This window comes from Pseudonocardia terrae (assembly GCF_021343995.1).
In the GTDB taxonomy this organism is placed as follows: Bacteria; Actinomycetota; Actinomycetes; order Mycobacteriales; family Pseudonocardiaceae; genus Pseudonocardia; species Pseudonocardia terrae.
Window position 1 is genome coordinate 40,746 of sequence record NZ_JAJTTE010000027.1, and the last position, 18,919, is coordinate 59,664.

The following is an 18,919-nucleotide window of genomic DNA, read 5'->3' on the forward strand; positions in this document are numbered from 1 at the left end:
TTCCGGAAATGTTCGCGGAGCTTCCGTTCCGGAAGCGATTTCACCCGGACGGAGTCATCACGGCCGCATCACGTGACGAACGTCCGAGTACCTCACCTGCATCGACGAGTGTCACCTCACGATCACGGTGACATCACGGCAACATTGGGCCGAACGTGTCACCAACTCGGTGAGAACGCTCACCCGAATTTCCCGGCCAGAATATGATCTGCGTCATGGCGATAGCCGTAATGCGTTCGTAATTTGCTTTCCGGCCTCGCGACACCGCCCTCCACCCGGGAGGACGGGCACGGGGTCACCGCCCGGACGGGCGGGTGCGTCAGCCGGCCCGGGCTCCCCACAGCTCCCTTGCGCGGGCCTCTCCCCACCGCACCCGTCAGGCCGGTATCCCGTTCTCCCCCGAGCGGGATCCGGCGGCCGTCGGGCGGTGCGATTCACGAGGATCCCCACCGGTGCCCGAGCACAAACCTGCCCTGCTGCGCTCCACCCTGGTCGCCGCCACCGCCGCGGCCGCCGCCTTCTTCGCCCTCGCGCCGGCCTCCACCGGGGCCACCGGGGCCACCGAGGCGCCCGCGCCCGCCACCGCGGCCGCTCCCGCCACGTCCGCCACCGCCCCCGTCGAGGCCGCGGTCCACACCGTCGCGTTCACCGCGCCCGCGCAGGCCGTCGGCGCCGCCACGGCCGGCCTCTCGCCCGCCGCCACGCGCGCCTCCGCGCTGTCGACGGCACTCGCGCAGATCGGCAAGCCCTACAGCTACGGCGCCGCCGGCCCGTCGGCGTTCGACTGCTCCGGCCTGACGAGCTTCGCGTTCAAGAACGCCGGCGTCTCGATCCCGCGCACCAGCAGCGCCCAGTCCACCGTCGGCACCCCGGTGTCGAAGGCCAACCTGCAGCCCGGCGACCTGGTGTTCTTCTACCAGCCGGTCAGCCACGTGGCCATGTACATCGGCAACGGCCAGGTCGTGCACGCGAGCACCAGCGGTCAGCCGGTGAAGATCAGCCCGCTGGACTCCATGCCGTTCAGCGGCGCCCGCCGGGTCTGATCCGCCCGCTCCGACCCGTGGGGCGCCGGGAGGCGATCTAGGGTGGCGGCCGTGGAACCCCGGCCGCTCGCCCTCGTCACCGGCGCCTCCCGCGGGATCGGCGCCGCCACCGCCCGCGCCCTCGCCCCCACGCACGACGTGCTGCTGGGCGGGCGCGACACGGTGGCGCTCGAGTCCCTCGCCGCCGAGCTCGACGGCGCGCGGGCCTGGCCCGTCGAGCTGACGGACGACGGGTCCGTCGCCGCGGCCGTGGCCGGACTCGACCTCGAGCGGCTCGACGTCCTGGTGCACTCCGCCGGCGTCGGGCTGCTCGGCACGGTCGAGGAGACCGAGCCGGACACGTGGCGTCGCCAGTTCGAGGTCAACGTGGTCGCGGTGGCCGGGCTGACCCGGCTGCTGCTGCCCGCGCTGCGGGCCGCCCGCGGCGACGTCGTGCTGGTCAACTCCGGCTCCGGGCTCACCGCCCGGGCCGGCTGGGGCTCCTACGCCGCCAGCAAGTTCGCCCTGCGCGCCTTCGCCGACGCGCTGCGCGCCGAGGAGCCGGAGCTGCGGGTGACCTCGGTGCACCCCGGCCGCGTCGACACCGACATGCAGCGCGGCGTCGTGGCGCACGAGGGCGGGGAGTACGACGGGTCGAAGTTCCTGCGGCCCGAGAGCGTCGCCGCCGCGATCCTCGCCGCGGTCACCGCGACCGACGACGCGCACGTCCCCGAGATCGTCGTCCGTCCCCGCTGATCCGCTCCTACCGATCCCGCCCGCTGATCCGGCCGGGCGACAGCGGGTTCGCAGGACCCGCGCCTGGGTAGGGTGCGAGCCATGCTCGATCCGGCGCAGGTCGACCTCGGCGAGCTGGCGGACGCCCTCGACGACCGCACTCCCGAGGTGCAGTGGTGGATCGACCCCCGCACGGGCCGGATCCTCTCGACGATGCCCGAGATCTACACCGGCGAGCCCGACGACTCCGAGGAGCTCGAGGAGCAGGGCTGGGTCGCGATCGAGCAGACCGGCTCCCGCGAGGGCTACCAGGACATGGCCGACTTCACCTCGGGCGTCCAGCACCGCCGGGCGGCCGAGCTGCTCGACCGCGCGCTCAACGGCCGCGGCGCGTTCCGCCGCTTCAAGAACACCCTCTTCGAGTTCCCCGAGGTGCGGGACCAGTGGTTCCGGTTCCGCGACGCGCGGGCCCGGCGACGCGCGCTCGCGTGGCTCGCCGACGCCGGGCTCGTCGACCCGGAGGCCGCGGAGCTCGCGGCGGCCGCATACCCGGACCCGGCCCCGGAGAACGAGGACCTGCCCGCCACGGTCGCCACGGAGCTCGCGACGCACTACGGCGACCGGTTGCACCAGGTCCTGCTGGTGGGGCCGTGGGCGAGCGGGGAGGGCTCGGTGGAGTCCGAGCTGGACCTGCTGGTGGTCCTCGAGGACCTGGAGTCGCCGTGGGCCGAGCTGCGTGCCGTGGAGTCGGTGCTGTGGCGGCACACCGAGCGCTCCGGCATCACGGTCTGCGCCTACCCCGTCACGCAGGCCCAGCTGTCCCGGCCCGAGGAGCCGTGGCTCGTCCGCGCCCGCGCCGAGGCGGTGCGACTGCGGTGACGAACGCCCACGAGCGCGCGCCGGCGCCGCGGCCCGGTACGGCCCGCGCGCGCCGGGAGCTGGCCGCCGCCGAGCTGCTCGTCGGGAGCGGGTTCGCCGGGCAGGCGGTGGTCGCCGCCGCACGCGCCGCGCTGGAGTCCGCCCAGGTGGCGCTCGCGGCGCTCGACGAGACCCGCGACCAGCCGTCGGACGTGGTCTCGGCCTACGTCCGGCGGGTGGTCCGTGAGCGCGCGATGGATCCGGTGACGGGTCGGCTGCTGCGCTCGCTGCTCAACCGTGCCGCGCTCGCCGAGCGCTCCTGGGCGGCGGTGCCGCTCGAGGAGGCGCGGTCCGCGCTGGTCGACGCCGCCCTCGTCCTGGCCGAGGTCGACGGCTGGCTCGACGACCCGGCCCGCAGCGCCCCGCCCCCGACCGGCGCGACCCGGCGCGCGGTGCGCCCGCTCAAGCGGCGCCGGGCCTCCGAGACGGGCTGAGCCTCGGGCCTCGGGCATCGGGCCTCGGGCCGAAGGCCGAGGCCCGTCAGCGGACGACGTTGACCAGGCGGCCGGGTACCACGATCACCTTCCGCGGCTCGGCGCCGGCCAGCGCGGCGACGATCTTCTCGTCGGCCAGGGCCGCGGCCTGCACGGCCGCACCGTCGGCGTCGGCCGGCACGGTGACCCGCGAGCGCACCTTGCCGTTGACCTGGATCGGATACTCGACGGTCTCCTGGACCAGGTACCGCTCGTCGGCCACGGGGAAGGACTCGTAGGCCAGCGTGGCGTCGTGGCCCAGCCGGTTCCACAGCTCCTCGCTGATGTGCGGGGCCAAGGGCGCCAGCATCAGCACCAGCGGCTCCGCCACCGACCGCGGCGCCCCGCCGGGGAACTCCTTGGTCAGATGGTTGTTCAGCTCGATCAGCTTCGCCGCGGCGGTGTTGTAGTGCAGCGCGGGGTAGTCCTCGCGCACGCCCGCGATCGCCTTGTGCAGCGCCCGCAGGGTGTCGGCATCGGGCTCGACGTCCGTGACCCGAGGGGCGCCGGTGTTCTCGTCGACGAGGTTGCGCCACACCCGCTGCAGGAACCGCTGCGGCCCGACGACGTCCCGGGTCGACCAGGGCCGCGAGGCCTCCATCGGGCCGGTGTACATCTCGTACAGGCGGAACGTGTCGGCGCCGTACCGGTCGCACATCTCGTCCGGCGTCACGACGTTCTTGAGGGACTTGCCCATCTTCCCGTACTCACGGTTCACCGGCTGGCCGTTCCACGTGAAACGCCCGTTGTCGTCCTCGACGACCTCCTCCGCCGGCACGTAGAGCCCGCGCGAGTCCGTGTAGGCGTAGGCCTGGATGTAGCCCTGGTTGAACAGCTTGCGGAAGGGCTCCTCACTGGTCACGTGGCCGAGGTCGAACAGCACCTTGTGCCAGAAACGCGAGTACAGCAGGTGCAGCACGGCGTGCTCGACGCCGCCGACGTACAGGTCGACGCCGCCCGGGTCGACCGGCGAGATCGCCGGCTCCTTGCCGATCCAGTACTTCTCGGCCTCGACGCCGGTGAAGCGCTCGCTGTTCTCCGGGTCCAGGTAGCGCAGGTAGTACCAGCACGATCCCGCCCACTGCGGCATCGTGTTGGTCTCGCGGCGGTACGACCTCACGCCGTCGCCCAGGTCCAGTTCGACGTTCACCCACTCCTGGGCGCGCGACAGCGGCGGCTCCGGCTCGGTGTTCGCGTCGTCCGGGTCGTAGGTCTTGGGGGAGTAGTCGTCGACGTCCGGCAGCACGACGGGCAGCTGGTCCTCCGGCAGCCCGACCGGACCGTGCTCGTCCCAGACGATCGGGAACGGCTCGCCCCAGTACCGCTGCCGGGAGAACAGCCAGTCCCGCAGCTTGTACTGGACGACGCCCTCGCCGAACCCCTTGGCGGCCAACCAGTCGATGATCGTGCGCTTGGCCTCGGTGACGCCCAGCCCGTTCAGGCTGATCTCGGCGTTGGCCGAGTTGATCGCGGGCCCGTCGCCGGTGAAGGCCTCGCCCTTCCGGTCGCCCGGGTCGACGGTACGGACGATCGGCAGGCCGAACGCCGTGGCGAAGTCCCAGTCGCGCTGGTCCTGGGCCGGCACGGCCATGATCGCGCCGGTGCCGTAGCCCATCAGCACGTAGTCGGCGACGAAGACCGGGACCTCCTCGCCGTTCACCGGGTTCGTGGCGAACGCCCCGGTGAAGACGCCGGTCTTCTCCTTGTTCTCCTGCCGGTCCAGCTCCGACTTGCGCGCGGCGGCCTCGCGGTAGCCCGCGACGGCCTCGGCCGGGGTCGCGGCCCCGCCGGTCCAGCGCTCGTCCGTGCCCTCCGGCCAGGCCGCCGGCGTCAACCGGTCGACCAGCGGGTGCTCCGGAGCCAGGACCATGTAGGTGGCGCCGAACAGCGTGTCCGGACGCGTGGTGAAGACCTCGATCTCGCCGGCGGGGGCGGGGAACCGGACCCGGGCGCCCTCGGAGCGGCCGATCCAGTTGCGCTGCATCGCCTTGACCGACTCGGGCCAGTCCACCCGGTCCAGGTCGGCGGCCAGCCGGTCCGCGTAGGCGGTGATCCGCATCATCCACTGCTTGAGGTTGCGGCGGAAGACGGGGTAGTTGCCGCGCTCGGAGCGGCCGTCGGCCGTGACCTCCTCGTTCGCCAGTACGGTGCCCAGCCCGGGACACCAGTTCACCGGTGCCTCGGAGATGTAGGCCAGGCGGTACGAGTCGATCAGCGCGCGGCGCTCGCCCTCGGGCAGCGTCCCGTACGGACGTCCGTCGGGGGTGGGCCGGGCACCGGACTCGAACTCGGAGACCAGCTCCGCGATCGGGCGGGCGCCGTCGGCCGCGGTGTCGTACCAGGACTCGAAGATCTGCAGGAAGATCCACTGGGTCCAGCGGTAGTACGTGACGTCCGTGGTCGCGATCGACCGGCGCGGGTCGTGGGCCAGGCCCAGCTGCCGCAGCTGCTGCTTGTACCGGGCGATGTTCGCCTCGGTGGTGGTGCGCGGGTGCGTGCCGGTCTGCACGGCGTACTGCTCGGCGGGCAGGCCGAACGAGTCGAAGCCCATCGGGTGGAGCACGTTGTGCCCGGTCATGCGCAGGTAGCGACCCAGCACGTCCGTGCCGATGAAGCCCAGCGGGTGCCCGACGTGCAGGCCCGCACCCGACGGGTACGGGAACATGTCCATCACGTACGCCTTGGGCTTCTCCGAGCCCGGCTCACCCGGGTTGGGCGCGTGGAACGTGCCCTCGGCCGCCCACCGGTCCTGCCAGCGGCGCTCGATCTCGCCGGCCAGGCGCGCGTCGTAGCGGTGGGGCGGGGACGCGGGAGCGTCTCCGGGCGCGATGGTGGTGCTCTCCGTGCTCATGATCCCGCTCTACCTCGAGGATGAACCGTCCCGCGACGGTTCGCCGGTCGGCCTGCTGCTGCGGTCGCCGGGAGCCGCGCGGCCGGATCGCGCCCGGCCCGGGCGGGGCCGTGGGTCGCTCCGGCGTGCGGCTCGGCGCGGCGCCGGTGAGGCCGGGCATCCGGCGGGCCGTGGAACGCGATACCCAGGGTAACGCCGCTGGCCGACGGGCTTCGACGGGGTTGCGCCAGGGCCGGTCCCGCCCGGCGGCGAGGGCCCGCCGGGGCCGCGCCGGGTGCTCGCGAGGCCGAACTACCCTGGTGACGTGCCCGCGACCCTCCGCCTCGTCCTCGGTGTGCTCTTCGTCCTGGCCGGCGTGGCGCTGGTCACGGTCGCCGTGCTGGGGGCCCGCTCGAGGCTTCCGCGCAACCGCTGGGCGGGCGTCCGTACCGCCGCCACCCTCGAGTCGGCGCCCGCGTGGGTCTCGGCCAACCGCGTCGCGGCCCCGCCGCTCGGCGCCGCCGGGGCGGTCTGTCTCTTCGCCGGCGTCGTGCTGCTGGCCGGGCCGTCCGCCGTGCTCGGCTGGATCGTCACCGTGGTCGGCGTCGTCGGCGCGCTGGTGCTCGCCGGGGTCGGCGGCGCGCTGGGCGACCGCGCGGGCCGGATCGAGACCGCCACCCGGGCCGCCGAGTCCGCCGCCGGTGGCTGCACCGGCTCCTGCGCGGGCTGCGACCTGGTCGCGGGCTGCCGCACCGCCCCGCGCTGACCGCACCTCCGGCTCGCAGGGCCGGGGCAGGGTGTCGCCGAGCTCCGGCGCGCCCTGCCGCTGCTCCCACTTGCGCTGCTGCTCTCCCGGAGCTTCCGCATGATCGTCTTACTCGTACGAACGTCCTACACGTACGTATGAACATGATCTCGTACGGACGTCAGAACGGCTTCCCGACCTGGTAGTTCCCGTCCCGGTCGAGGATGGTCACCGGGACCGAGCGGATCACCGCGCCCTGCTGCACCTGGCAGAACAGCACCAACTGCGGATACACGACGACCTGTTGCGGGCACTGCAGCGGCGCCGACGCGAGCGCCGCGGTCGCCGGGTCGGCCGCGAGCACCGCCCGCACGTCGCGTTCGAGCTGGGCCCCGTCGAGGGTCCGCGGCGGGGCCGGGGTCGGGGTGCCCGCCACGAGGACCGCGCAGGAGGTCAGCAGCGGCGCGAGCGCCGCCGCCGCAACGAGACGGGCGCGGGACGCAGCGGGACGGGCGGGCATCCGGCCTCCCTGGGTCCGTCTCGGTCCGTGCGGGCCTCCAGGGTCCCCGCACGACCGCACCGGGGGAAGGTCCGGCAGGTCACGAACGCGTTGCCGAACGCGGGCCGGGCACCCGCCCCGAGGGCTCGGCTCAGTTCAGCCCGATCTCCACCGGGAAGGTCGACAGCAGCGCCAGCGGCGCGCCCTGCCGGCGCAGCACCCGGCCCCAGAGGTCGGCGTGCCGCTCGGTGGTGACGTCGTCGGGCAGGCCCGGGACCACGAACCAGTCCCCGCGGGCGATCTCCCCGGCCAGCTGCCCCGAGTCCCAGCCCGAGTACCCGGCGAAGACCCGCAGCCCGCGGACCCGCGGTTCCACCGCGGCGGGCTCGCTGTCCAGATCCACCAGCACGACCGGGCCGTTCACCGCGACCACGCCCTCGATGCCGTCGGCCCGCTGGCCGGGCCGCAGGCTGGCGAGGCACAGCGCGGTGGTGCCGTCGACCGGGCCGCCGACGAAGACGGACCCGGGACCCGACGCCAGCGGCGCCCAGCGGGGGAGGACGTCGCGCACCGACGCCTCCGACGGCCGGTTGAGCACCACGCCGAGGCTGCCGTGCTCCCGGTGCTCGACCAGGTAGACGACGGTGCGGGAGAAGTTGGGATCGGTGAGGTTCGGTGCGGCCACCAGAAGGGTGCCCGGTCCGACCGGAGCGGTGGCCTGCCTGCCGGGGCGGTCGTCCCTCACGCGCCCATATTCCCACCCCGGCCTCGGGCCGTACGCTCCACCCGTGTCCGTCCCGAACCCCGCTCCGCCGGCGACCCCGGCGGCCGGGGACGCGGACGCCGTCAAGGTGGGCGTCCGCGCGCTGCTCCGCGGTCGGGGGTTCCGCAGGCTGCTGATCTCGCGGGTCCCGGCGCAATGGGGGGACGGCTTCTTCCAGGCCGCGCTCGGCGGGGCGGTGCTGTTCAACCCCGAGCGTCAGGCGGATCCGCTCGCGGTGGCGGCGGGGCTCGCGGTGATGCTGCTGCCGTACTCGTTCGTCGGGCCCTTCGCCGGAGCCCTGCTCGACCGCTGGGACCGCCGCCGGGTGCTGCTCCTGGCGAACCTGCTGCGCGGAGTGCTGATCGCGCTCGTCGCGGTGGCGGTCGGGACGGGGGTGGCGGGTCCGCCGCTCTATCTCGGCGCACTCGCCGTCGTCGGCGTGAGCCGGTTCGTCGGGGCGGGGCTGTCGGCGGCGCTGCCGCACGTCGTCGAGCCGCGCAACCTCGTCGAGGCCAACGTCGTGGCATCGACCGCCGGGGCCGCGTCGGCCGCGTTGGGTGGCGTGATGGCGATCGGCGTCCGCGAGCTGGTCGGGCCCGGCGACGCCGGTTCCGGGGTGACCACGGCGCTGGCGGTCGTCGGGTCGCTCGTCGCGGCGCTCGCGGCGGCCGGGTTCGCGAAGGGCGTGCTCGGGCCGGACGGGACCGAGGCACGCAGCCGGGTCGCCGCCGTCGCCCGCGGGTGGCTGGACGGCGCCCGCGCGGTCGTACGGGTCCCCACCGCGAGCGCGGCCTTCTGCGCGGTGGGCGCGCACCGGCTGGCCTTCGGCACGAGCACGCTGCTGTCGCTGCTGCTCTTCCGCTACGCGTTCCACGACTCCGGCATCTGGCGCGCGGGACTCGCCGGGGTCGGGCAGGTCGTGACGGCCGCCGGGGCCGGGATCGGCGTGGCGGCGCTGGTCACACCGTGGCTCACCCACCGCCTCGGCCGCGCGACCACGGTCCGGACGGGGCTCGTCGTCGCCGCGCTGGCGCAGGTGGGCGTCGCGGTCGTGACGACGATCCCGACGGTGCTGGCCGGGGCCTTCGTGCTCAGTACCGCCGGGCAGGTGGTCAAGCTGTGCGCCGACGCGACCATCCAGCAGGAGACCGCCGACGAGGCCCGCGGCCGGGTCTTCGCCCTGTACGACGCGCTGTTCAACACCTGCTACGTCGTCGCGGTCGCCGCGGCGGCCCTGCTCGCCCCGCCCGACGGCGACTCGCCCTGGCTGCTGGGGTCGGCCGCCGTCGTCTACCTGCTGGGCCTGGCCGGCCACGAGACACAGCTGCGCCGCCGCGCCTGAAGCGCATAACGTCTCAGGAGCGGCCCCAGAACAGCACTTTGGAGCCATAACGCGACAGAACCGCCTCGGAGATCGCGTTATGGTTCCATCACGCGTCAGGACAGGCTCGTAGATCGCGTCAGAGGTTCTCGGCCGCCCAGGCCCGCAGCTCCCGTTCGGCCTGCTCCGGGCTCATCGGCCCGTGCTCCATCCGCAGCGCCAGCAGGTGCTTGTAGGCCTTGCCGACCTGCGGGCCCGGCGGGATGCCGAGGATCCCCATGATCGCGTTGCCGTCGAGGTCGGGCCGGATGGCGTCGAGCTCCTCCTGCTTGCGCAGCTCCGCGATCCGGTCCTCGAGCGAGTCGTAGGAGCGCTGCAGCGCCGCGGCCCGCCGCCGGTTGCGGGTGGTGCAGTCGGAGCGGACGAGCGCGTGCAGCCGGTCGAGCAGCGGCCCGGCGTCGGTGACGTAGCGGCGCACGGCCGAGTCCGTCCACTCGCCCTTCCCGTAGCCGTGGAACCGCAGGTGCAGGTAGACGAGCTGGCTGACGTCGTCGACCACGTGCTTCGGGTAGCGCAGGTCGCGCAGCCGCTTGCGGACCATCTTCGCGCCGACGACCTCGTGGTGGTGGAAGCTCACCCGGCCGTCCGACTCCTTGCGGCGGGTCGGCGGCTTGCCGACGTCGTGCAGCAGCGCCGCGAGCCGCAGCACGAGGTCCGGCCTGCCCGGCTCCTCGCGCTCGATCGCCTGCTCCATGACGACGAGCGAGTGCGTGTAGACGTCCTTGTGTTGCATGTGCTCGTCGATCGCGAGCCGCATCGCCGGTACCTCGGGCACCACGTACTCGGCCAGCCCGGTGTCGACCAGCAGCTCGATCCCGCGCCGCGGGTGCGCGCCCAGCAGCAGCTTCGAGAACTCGGCCTGGATCCGCTCCTTGGTGATCCGGCTGAGCTCGCCGGCCATCGCCGACATCGCCGAGGTGACCCGCTCGGCCGGGGTGAAGCCGAGCTGGGAGACGAACCGGGCGGCGCGCAGCATCCGCAGCGGGTCGTCGGCGAAGGAGTCCTGCGGGGCCGCGGGGGTGTCCAGGACGCCGGCCGCCAGCGCGGCGAGGCCGCCGTAGGGGTCGACGAAGCGGCGGTCACCGGACGCGGTGTGCACCTCCACCGCCATCGCGTTCACCGTGAAGTCGCGGCGGACCAGGTCGCCCTCGAGGGTGTCGCCGAACCGGACGAGCGGCTTGCGGCCGACGCGGTCGTAGGCGTCGGCCCGGAAGGTCGTGATCTCGAGGGTGTCGTCGCCGCGGCGCACGCCGACGGTGCCGAACTCGATGCCGGTGTCCCAGGTCGCGTCCGCCCAGCCGGAGACGATCTCGAGGACGCGCTCGGGCCGGGCGTCGGTGGTGAAGTCGAGGTCCGACCCGGTGCGGCGGAGCAGCGCGTCGCGGACGCTGCCGCCGACGAGGTAGAGCGTGTGCCCCGCCGCGCGGAACCGGTCGCCGAGCTCGTCGGCGACGGCGGGGATGTCGAGCAGCTCCACGAGCGCATTCTCCTGCGCGCGCCGCAGCGCGTCGGGCTGGTCCGGGGCGGCTTCCGGCTCGGCCAGGGTGGCGGTACCGGAGGTCACGGGCGGGGAAGACACGGCGGGCCAGTGTAGGCGGCGCCTCCGCGGGCCGCCCCGGGGATCCGCCCGAAGATCAGGACGGAGATCAGGACGGGCCCCGGTCACGCTGAGGGCCGGGAGGGGAACGGCGCGTGACGCACCCGCGTCGCGCGGAACCCGACCGCGGGAGCCCCGGCTCGTTACCATCGCCACATGTCCTCCTCCCGCGGCCGCTCAGGGGGGCGCCGCGCGGGGAGGCCCGCCGACCGGCGCCGTCGCCTGCGGACGGTCGACGAGACGTCCGCGGGGGGCCTCGTCGTGGACCACGACCTGGGCCGCGCGGCCGTGATCGGCCGCCTGGACCGCCGCGGCCGGCTGCTGTGGTCCCTGCCGAAGGGGCACATCGAGGCGGGTGAGACCGCCGAGGAGGCGGCGGTGCGGGAGGTCGAGGAGGAGACCGGCATCATCGGGCGCGTGGTCGCACCCCTGGGCACGATCGACTTCTGGTTCGTCGCCGAGGACCGCCGGGTGCACAAGACCGTGCACCATTTCCTGATGCGGGCCCTCGGCGGCGACCTGTGCGACGACGACGTGGAGGTCGCCGAGGTCGCCTGGGTGCCGCTCGGGGAGCTGGAGGGCCGACTGGCCTACGCCGACGAGCGGCGGTTGATCCGGCGGGCGACCGAACTGCTGGAGGAGACCGCGTGAGAGCGGTCGCGGCGACCGCCGCGATCCTCACCCTGCTCGTGACCCTGGTCGGAGCGGCGGCGGGGACGGCCGCGGCGCAGACCGACGCGCCACCGGCCACCGACACCGGCGTGCGACTCGACGTCACAGCGGCCTCGCCACGGGTCGTGACGGCGGACGGGCCCGCCGCCCTGACCCTCACCGGCACCCTCACCAACACCGGGTCGAGCCCTGTGACCGGCCTCGGCGTCCGCGTCCAGCGCAGCGACCCGTTGCGCAGCGAGGCCGCGGTCCGCGAGGCCCTGGCCGGCGACGAGGCCGCCGACGCCGTCACCCCGGCCTTCACCGACCTGCCCGACCTGGCCGCCGGCGCGTCGGAGCCCGTCACGCTGTCGGTGCCGCTGACCGGGTCGCCCACCTCCACGCTCGCCCTGGCCCGGACCGGGGTGCACGCCCTGCTCGTCAACGTCAACGGCACCCGGGAGGGCCTGCGCGCCCGGATGGCCGCGGTGCGGATGTTGCTGCCGGTGCTCTCGCTGCCCGGGAGCGCCGCGGGAGGGTCGACCGCGCCCTCGACCGGCTCGACGCCGTTGACCCTGCTCTACCCGATGGTCGAGCCGCCACGCCGGCTGCCGACCGTGCCCGGCGAGCCGGTCACCCTCACCGACGACGGCCTCGCCGCGTCCTTCGCCCCGGGCGGCCGGCTGGCCGGCCTGGTCGACGCCCTGTCCGCACGGGCCCCGGTCGGCTCGCCGCTGCGGGCCGGGGTGTGCGTCGCGATCGACCCGGACCTCGTCGAGACCGCGGCGCAGATGGCCGACGGCTACCAGGTGCGTGCGCCCGACGGGACCGTCACGCCCGGGACCGGGGTCGACGCCGCCCGGGCCTGGCTCGCCCGGCTCTCCGCGACGCTGCACGGCAGCTGCGTTCTCGCGCTCGCCCAGGACGACGCCGACCTGGTCGCGCTGGTCCGTTCCGGGGCGTCGGACCTGGCCCGGCGGGCCGTCGACGACGGCCGGGAGATCACCGGCCGGCTGCTCGGGACGCCGGTGCTCGCCGACACGGTGTGGCCGGTCGACGGGGCGCTCGACGATGCCACCCTGGCCGACGTCGGCCGGGCCGCCGACGGCTCGTCGGCCGCCGTGCTCTCCGCCGACTCGGTCGAGCAGCCCGGGGCCACGCAGGTGTCCGGCGTCGTCCCGCTGGCCGACCCGACCGCGCCGGGGACGTCCACGGTCGGCGTGCTCAGCGACCCACTGCTGACCCTCGCCGCCGGGGGCAGCTCGGCGTCGACCACCAGCACCAGCCCCGCCGGCGGCCCCGGGGCCCTCGGGACGCAGGACGCGCTGGGCGCGCTCGCCTTCCGGGCGCTCTCCGGGGGCGGGCGCGGCGGCGGGCCGCTGGTCCTCGCGCCGCCGCACCGCTGGGCGATCGACGGCCGCGGCGCCGACGCCCTGCTCGACGGCGCCGGCCGGCTGATCACGGCCGGGCTGGCCGAGCCCCGCGCCCTCGGTGCGTCGGTCGCGGCCGGCGCCCCGGCCGGGGCGGACCGGCAGCGGCTCACCTACCCGGTCCGCGTGGGCGCGCAGGAGATCCCGCCCGCCGTCGTCGCCGCCGTGGCCCAGGACCGCGACGACGTGGAGCGGCTGCGGGCGGCCGCCGACTACGAGACGGGTGTGGGGGCGCCGCCGGAGCAGGTCTTCGACCCGCTGCTGCGGGGCATCCTGCGCGCGGTCTCCGGGTGGTGGCGCGGGGATCCGGCCACGGCGCGAACCCAGGCCGGCCTGGTCGGGGTCCGGATCGACGAGCTGGTCGGGTCGGTACGGGTGCTGGAGCCGCCGGGGCCGTTCTCGCTGGGTACGCGGGACGCGCCGGTGCCCCTGACCGTGGCCAACGGACTTCCCATCACGATGACGGTCAGGGTCGAGCTGGCCAGCACGGCCGGGCTGCGCGTCGCCCCGATCCCGGTCCAGCGAGTGCCTCCGCTCGGCCGGGTGCAGGTCCGGGTCAGCGCCGAGGTGCTGCGCGCGGGCCAGTTCACCGTCGAGGCCTCGGTCCGCACCCCGGACGGCGGCGCGCTCGGCGCGCCGACCCGGCTGCAGGTCCGGTCGACCGTCTACGGCACGGTCACCATCTGGATCACCGCGGTCGCCGGCGCGCTGCTCGTGCTGCTCGCGGCACGGCGGATCGTCCGGCGGATCCGGGGCGACCGGTCAGGTCCGGATGGGGGAACCGGGCCGGGCGAATCCGGCACGGGCCCGCCCACCGGACCGGTCCGGCCCCCGGTCCCGGTGCGCCCGCCGGGCGGCGGGCCGCCGGACGGATTCGTGCCCGGACCCCGCGACACGCCGGTCGCGAGCGGTCCGGAAGGTCCCCGACCTGCGGTTCGTCCCGACCAGCGGCCGGCCGGAACGTCCGCGGGGCCTGCGGAGTTCCCGCCCGGACTCCGGCGCGCGTCACGGCGCGGGGTCACCGCGCCGGACGGCGATCTGCCGTAGGCTGACGACCTGGCGGCAGGGGGACACGACAGTCGCGCGGGGCGCACGGGGTGGAGGTCGCGACCGGTGAGCGGGCAGACGGAGGAGAAGCCTGTGCCCGGTTCGGGCACCGGTGCCGCCGCCGCAGCCGTCCCGGTCACCCCGCTCACCTCGGCCCCCTCGACCCCGGCGGCCACTGTCGCTCCCGAGGTCCCGGGCACCGCCATCCCGAGCCCGGCCGGCCCGCCGGATGCGGCCACGGTCCGCTCGTTGCAGGCCGCCCCGCCGGTGAACGGCACCGCGGCGGGCCAGGGCACCGTGAGGTCCACGGCGGCGACCGGTCCCGGCACCGTGCTCGGCAACCGCTACCGGCTCGTCCTGCGGGTCGGCTCCGACCTGTCCGCGGGCGCCGAGTTCTGGCGGGCCGAGGACACGATCCTGCAGCGCGACGTGGGCGTCACCGTCCTGCGCCGGCTCCCCGCCGACGAGGCGGACGAGGACCCGGAGGGCACCGCCCGCGCCGGCGAGATGATCGTCCGCGCGCTGCGCTCCGGCGGCTTCGAGCACCCGGGGTGCGCCCGGCTGCTCGACGTGCTGGCCGCGGGCTCGCCCGGCGTCCCGTCGGACGTGCTGGGCGCCGCCGTCACCGAGTGGGTCGCCGACCACAGCCTCACCGAGGCCGTCGCGGGCGGGCTGATCAAACCGCTGCGTGCGGCCAGGATGGTCCAGCAGCTCGCCGCCGCCGCCGAGGACGCGCACGGCCGGGGCCTGCTCCTCGGCACCGACCACCCGCAGCGGATCCGGGTCACCGGCGACGGGCGGGCGCAGGTCGCGTTCGTGCTGCCCCGGCCCGGCCTCACGCCCGAGGACGACGTCCGTGGCCTCGGCGCCGTCCTCTACACCCTGCTGACCTCGCGCTGGCCGCTGTCGGGCTCCGACGCCGCCCGCGCCGGTCTGCCCTCCCCGGAGCGGGACGAGCAGGGCGCTCCGGTGCCGCCCTCGGCGCTGCGCCCCGGCGTGCCCGTGGAGCTCGACGCGGTGTGCACCGCCGCCCTCGGTTCGCACGCCGCCGGACCCGCCGTCGGCCGGCTGCACACCGCCGCCGCGGTCAACCGGATGATCGGCGAGGTCGTGCTCGAGGACGACCGGGGCGCGATCTTCCCGCCGGAGCACGACGGCGTGCCGGCCGAGCCTGGCGACGTCTGGCAGAACAAGACCCGCAGGGCCACGCCGCAGGACCCGGACCAGCGGCGGAAGCTGCTGATCGGACTGTGCGTGCTGGGTGCCGGCGTGCTCGTGGTGCTCGGATACCTGGGCGTGCAGGTCGGCGCGATGTTCGGCGAGTCGAGGGGCCCCGCGATCGTCGTCGGGGACAACGCCGCCGGAGCGCCGGTGCCGACCGCACCCGGGGGTCCGGCCACGAGCGTGCCCATCAGCGGTGTCTCGCTCGACGTCTACGACCGCACCGGGGACCGGGACAACGTCGCCGACGTCGACCGGGCCGTCGACGGCAACCCGGCCACGAGTTGGTCGACCTTCACCTACAAGCAGCAGCTGCCGGCGCTCAAGCCGGGCGTGGGCCTGATGGCCTCCTTCGCCTCGGTGGAGCAGCTGTCCCGGATCACGGTGCAGTCGCCCAGCGCCGGGACCGTCGTCGAGATCCGGTCGGCGCCCTCCACCGACGCCGCCCTTTCCGAGACCCAGCTGCTGACCACGCAGACGCTCACCTCCGGCACCACCACGATCTCGCTCGCCGACAGCCAGCCGACGCAGCACATCCTGGTGTGGATCACCAAGCTCTCCGGCGGGGGCGACGCGAACGTGAGCCAGATCGACGAGCTCACCTTCTACCGCGCCGGGCTGTAGCCCCGCCGCCGTTCCCTCCCGTGAACGGTTCCGCCGTTCCGGGCCGTGTGGAGCCGCCCGGCTCCTAGCGTCCGCCGTGTGCCCCTGCTCGACGCGCGGTCCGACCTGCAGCTGCTGGAGGCGCACCGGTCCGGCGAGCGCCGCGCGTTCGACGAGCTGGTGCGCCGGCACGGCGACCGGCTGTGGGCGGTGGCGTTGCGGGTGCTGCGCGACCCGGAGGACGCCGCGGACGTCCTGCAGGACGCGCTCGAGTCGGCCTACCGCCGCTCGGCGGCCTTCCGCGGGGAGGCGTCGGTGAGCACGTGGCTGCACCGGATCGTGGTGAACAAGTGCGTCGACCGGATCCGCTACGACCGCGCGCGGCCGCCGTCCGGGTACGGGCGCCCGCACCGGGTGCCGGTCGGACGCGATCCCGCCGAGGGGGCCACCACACGGCTCGCCGTGCTCGACGCACTGGCGAATGTGCCGGTCGACCAGCGCGTCCCCGTTGTTCTCGTCGATGTGATGGGATATCCCGTGGCCGAGGCCGCGGCCATCCTGCAGGTGCCGGTGGGCACCGTGAAGAGCCGGTGCGCCCGCGGCCGGGTCCGGCTCGCCGGGCTGCTCGGGCACCTGCGCGAGGAGGGCGCATGAACGGCCCGGGGGAGTACGCGGGCAGCGGGGGCTGGCTCACACGCCTCGCGGAGGCCGACGCCGGTCTGCCCGACGAGGAGGCGGCCGCCCGGGTCGTCGCGGCGGCCGGACCGGGGACCGGACGGGTACTGGCCGCGCTCGTGGCGACCCGGGCCGAGCTCGCGGCCGTCGCGCCGGTCCGGATGCCGACCGCCGTCGCGGCACGGCTGGCCGCGGGGTTCGACGCGATCGATCGCGAGAACGAGCCGGTTAATCGTCAGCCCAACGATACTGATGACCTGCACGTTCGGCGACGCCGGCGGCCTCTGCTGCTGACCGCCGCCGCGGCTGCGCTGGTCGCGGCGGCCTTCGTCGGGCCGTCGACGGGGCCGGCCGGGGACGCGGTCGACCCCGCCTCCGCCGCCGCTCGGGTGCTCGCGGAGGGCACCCTCGACGTCGGAGAGCTGCGGGAGCCGGGGACGCTCGCCGCGTGTCTGGCGCAGGCCGGCGCCGCCCCCGCCCACGGCCCGCTCCTCGCGGGGCGCCCGGTCGTCGTCGCGGGACGGCGAGGGACGTTGCTCGTGCTGGGCACGGGCGCGCTCGGCCGGGTCCGGTCGGTCGTCCCCGCCGAGGGTTGCGACGCCGTGCTGGCCGACCTCACCACTGGCGGGTGACCGGAGCCACAGCACCACCCCGCGCTGCTCCGCAGGGGGAATGCCCGCTCCTAGGATCGTGTTGACGGGGTCGAGCCAGTCGAGCGGGAAGAGAGGCATCGGTGAGCACCGAGCAGAAGATCCACGAGCTGATCGTCGTCGGCTCCGGACCGGCCGGGTACACCGCGGCGGTCTACGCCGCGCGCGCCCAGCTCGCGCCCCTGGTGTTCGAGGGAACCCAGTTCGGCGGCGCCCTGATGACCACGACCGAGGTCGAGAACTTCCCCGGCTTCACCGACGGCATCATGGGCCCGGAGCTGATGGAGCAGATGCGCGGCCAGGCCAAGCGCTTCGGCGCCGACCTGCGGGCCGAGGACGTCGAGTCCGTGAAGCTCGAGGGCCCGGTGAAGGAGGTCACCGCCAACGGCGTGACCTACCGCTCGCGCGCGGTCATCCTCGCCATGGGGGCCGCGGCCCGCTACCTCGGCGTGCCCGGCGAGCAGGAGCTGCTCGGCCGCGGCGTGTCGGCCTGTGCCACCTGTGACGGGTTCTTCTTCCGGGACAAGCCGATCGCCGTCATCGGCGGCGGGGACTCCGCGATGGAGGAGGCCACCTTCCTGACCCGCTTCGGATCGAGCGTGACGGTCGTGCACCGCCGCGACGAGTTCCGCGCCTCGAAGATCATGCTGGAGCGCGCGCAGAACGACCCGAAGATGCGGTGGGAGCTGAACAAGGCCGTCACCGAGGTCGTCGGCGAGAACGGCGTGTCCGCGCTCAGGCTCAAGGACACGGTGACCGGCGAGGAGTCCACCCTCGAGGTCAGCGGCATGTTCGTGGCGATCGGGCACGACCCGCGCAGCGAGCTGGTCCGGGGCCAGGTGGAGCTCGACGACGAGGGCTACGTCAAGACGAAGGCCCCGTCGACCTACACCGACATCCCGGGCGTGTTCGCCTGCGGTGACCTGGTCGACCACACCTACCGGCAGGCCATCACCGCCGCCGGGTCGGGCTGCTCCGCGGCCATCGACGCCGAGCGCTGGCTGGCCGAGGAGCCGATCGACCCCGAGATGGCCGGCAGCGGCTACGGCAGCGACTCCGAGGACGTCGCGGCCGCGGTCCACTGATCGTCCCTCCCTTTCCTGGCACCCTTCCACCTGGCGCAGTACCGAACGAGGAGAGCATCGCGATGGGCAACAACACCGTGGACGTCACCGACGCCACGTTCGAGCAGGACGTCCTCAAGAGCGGCAAGACCGTGCTGGTCGACTTCTGGGCGACCTGGTGCGGGCCGTGCAAGATGGTCGCCCCGGTGCTCGACGAGATCGCCGGTGAGCACAAGGACAACCTGACCGTCGCGAAGCTCGACATCGACGCGAACGGCAAGACGGCGCAGCAGTACCAGGTCATGTCGATCCCGACCATGATCCTGTTCAAGGACGGCCAGCCGGTGAAGACCATCGTCGGCGCCAAGCCGAAGGCCGCCCTGCTGAGCGACCTGTCCGACTACCTGTAGGGCGCTCCGCAACCGATCCGATACGGCCTGTCGCCGATCGCCCGGTACGTCCGGCGATCGGCCGACGGGCCGTTCGGCCGTTCAGCGCCTTTCCCGCCCGCTGACTGCGTGGACACGCCCGTGCACGCCCCGCTGTCCCCCGGACGTGGCGGCGCAGGGCAGAATGGTCGACGGCCGAGAACCGGGCCGGACATGCCGGAGAGCG

General features: G+C 74.7%; 17 protein-coding genes. 13 read left to right on the forward strand and 4 right to left on the reverse strand.

Annotated features, from left to right (window positions below):
* Positions 1-452 precede the first annotated feature (452 nt).
* From LWC33_RS36125 to LWC33_RS19000, 4 genes are all read left to right on the forward strand, one after another.
* On the forward strand, positions 453-1,043 hold the full coding sequence (locus LWC33_RS36125) for a C40 family peptidase (protein WP_233305746.1): 591 nt from the start codon (positions 453-455) through the stop codon (positions 1,041-1,043).
* Between the two features lie 51 nt (positions 1,044-1,094).
* A complete protein-coding gene (locus LWC33_RS18990; RefSeq protein WP_233305747.1) occupies positions 1,095-1,778 on the forward strand; it encodes an SDR family oxidoreductase in 684 nt (227 codons plus the stop codon).
* 81 nt (positions 1,779-1,859) lie between these two features.
* Entirely contained in the window at positions 1,860-2,636 is a 777-nt protein-coding gene (locus tag LWC33_RS18995; RefSeq protein WP_233305748.1) for a UPF0158 family protein, read from the forward strand.
* A complete protein-coding gene (locus LWC33_RS19000; RefSeq protein ID WP_233305749.1) occupies positions 2,633-3,109 on the forward strand; it encodes a hypothetical protein in 477 nt (158 codons plus the stop codon). The genes LWC33_RS18995 and LWC33_RS19000 overlap by 4 nt, the downstream gene beginning before the upstream one ends.
* A 46-nt stretch (positions 3,110-3,155) precedes the next feature.
* Here LWC33_RS19000 and leuS read toward each other — a convergent pair whose 3' ends face one another.
* Entirely contained in the window at positions 3,156-5,999 is a 2,844-nt protein-coding gene (leuS, locus tag LWC33_RS19005; RefSeq protein WP_233305750.1) for a leucine--tRNA ligase, read from the reverse strand.
* Positions 6,000-6,303: 304 nt separating this feature from the next.
* Between leuS and LWC33_RS19010 the strand changes: the two genes are divergently transcribed.
* The gene (locus tag LWC33_RS19010; protein ID WP_233305751.1) at positions 6,304-6,744 is read left to right on the forward strand and encodes an SdpI family protein; all 441 of its coding nucleotides are present in this window, start codon (positions 6,304-6,306) and stop codon (positions 6,742-6,744) included.
* A 160-nt stretch (positions 6,745-6,904) separates the two neighbouring features.
* Here LWC33_RS19010 and LWC33_RS19015 read toward each other — a convergent pair whose 3' ends face one another.
* Complete coding sequence (locus tag LWC33_RS19015) at positions 6,905-7,243, reverse strand: DUF4333 domain-containing protein (RefSeq protein ID WP_233305752.1); 339 nt, start codon at positions 7,241-7,243, stop codon at positions 6,905-6,907.
* Between the two features lie 130 nt (positions 7,244-7,373).
* Positions 7,374-7,967 carry a YqgE/AlgH family protein gene (locus LWC33_RS19020; protein ID WP_233305753.1) on the reverse strand — a complete coding sequence of 198 codons (594 nt, stop codon included), beginning with the start codon at positions 7,965-7,967 and terminating at the stop codon, positions 7,374-7,376.
* Positions 7,968-8,010: 43 nt separating this feature from the next.
* Here LWC33_RS19020 and LWC33_RS19025 point away from each other — a divergent pair, with 43 nt between their 5' ends.
* Positions 8,011-9,327, forward strand: coding sequence for an MFS transporter (locus tag LWC33_RS19025; protein ID WP_233305754.1), 1,317 nt, complete (start codon positions 8,011-8,013; stop codon positions 9,325-9,327).
* A 118-nt stretch (positions 9,328-9,445) separates the two neighbouring features.
* Here the strand turns inward: LWC33_RS19025 and LWC33_RS19030 are convergent, their stop codons facing one another.
* The gene (locus tag LWC33_RS19030) at positions 9,446-10,909 is read right to left on the reverse strand and encodes a CCA tRNA nucleotidyltransferase (protein ID WP_233305792.1); all 1,464 of its coding nucleotides are present in this window, start codon (positions 10,907-10,909) and stop codon (positions 9,446-9,448) included.
* Positions 10,910-11,119: 210 nt separating this feature from the next.
* Here LWC33_RS19030 and LWC33_RS19035 point away from each other — a divergent pair, with 210 nt between their 5' ends.
* From LWC33_RS19035 to trxA, 7 genes are all read left to right on the forward strand, one after another.
* The gene (locus LWC33_RS19035) at positions 11,120-11,614 is read left to right on the forward strand and encodes an NUDIX domain-containing protein (RefSeq protein WP_233305755.1); all 495 of its coding nucleotides are present in this window, start codon (positions 11,120-11,122) and stop codon (positions 11,612-11,614) included.
* Positions 11,611-14,091 (forward strand): DUF6049 family protein, encoded by a 2,481-nt coding sequence (locus LWC33_RS19040; RefSeq protein WP_233305756.1) that lies wholly within the window; start codon positions 11,611-11,613, stop codon positions 14,089-14,091. The genes LWC33_RS19035 and LWC33_RS19040 overlap by 4 nt, the downstream gene beginning before the upstream one ends.
* 66 nt (positions 14,092-14,157) lie before the next feature.
* Positions 14,158-15,936 (forward strand): protein kinase family protein, encoded by a 1,779-nt coding sequence (locus LWC33_RS19045; protein ID WP_233305757.1) that lies wholly within the window; start codon positions 14,158-14,160, stop codon positions 15,934-15,936.
* A gap of 78 nt (positions 15,937-16,014) precedes the next feature.
* On the forward strand, positions 16,015-16,569 hold the full coding sequence (gene sigM / locus LWC33_RS19050) for an RNA polymerase sigma factor SigM (RefSeq protein WP_233305758.1): 555 nt from the start codon (positions 16,015-16,017) through the stop codon (positions 16,567-16,569).
* Entirely contained in the window at positions 16,566-17,222 is a 657-nt protein-coding gene (locus tag LWC33_RS19055; RefSeq protein ID WP_233305759.1) for an RsmA family anti-sigma factor, read from the forward strand. Before sigM ends, LWC33_RS19055 begins: the two co-directional genes overlap by 4 nt.
* Positions 17,223-17,323: 101 nt before the next feature.
* Entirely contained in the window at positions 17,324-18,325 is a 1,002-nt protein-coding gene (gene trxB, locus LWC33_RS19060; protein WP_233305760.1) for a thioredoxin-disulfide reductase, read from the forward strand.
* A 62-nt stretch (positions 18,326-18,387) separates the two neighbouring features.
* On the forward strand, positions 18,388-18,714 hold the full coding sequence (gene trxA, locus LWC33_RS19065; RefSeq protein ID WP_233305761.1) for a thioredoxin: 327 nt from the start codon (positions 18,388-18,390) through the stop codon (positions 18,712-18,714).
* The last annotated feature ends 205 nt before the right edge of the window (positions 18,715-18,919 follow it).

Coding starts and splice junctions, on each gene's coding strand:
- LWC33_RS19015 (WP_233305752.1), bottom strand. CDS start 7,243: ATGCCCGCCCGTCCCGCTGCGTCCCGCGCCCGTCTCGTTGCGGCGGCG.
- trxA (WP_233305761.1), top strand. CDS start 18,388: ATGGGCAACAACACCGTGGACGTCACCGACGCCACGTTCGAGCAGGAC.
- LWC33_RS19055 (WP_233305759.1), top strand. CDS start 16,566: ATGAACGGCCCGGGGGAGTACGCGGGCAGCGGGGGCTGGCTCACACGC.
- LWC33_RS18995 (WP_233305748.1), top strand. CDS start 1,860: ATGCTCGATCCGGCGCAGGTCGACCTCGGCGAGCTGGCGGACGCCCTC.
- LWC33_RS19035 (WP_233305755.1), top strand. CDS start 11,120: ATGTCCTCCTCCCGCGGCCGCTCAGGGGGGCGCCGCGCGGGGAGGCCC.
- leuS (WP_233305750.1), bottom strand. CDS start 5,999: ATGAGCACGGAGAGCACCACCATCGCGCCCGGAGACGCTCCCGCGTCC.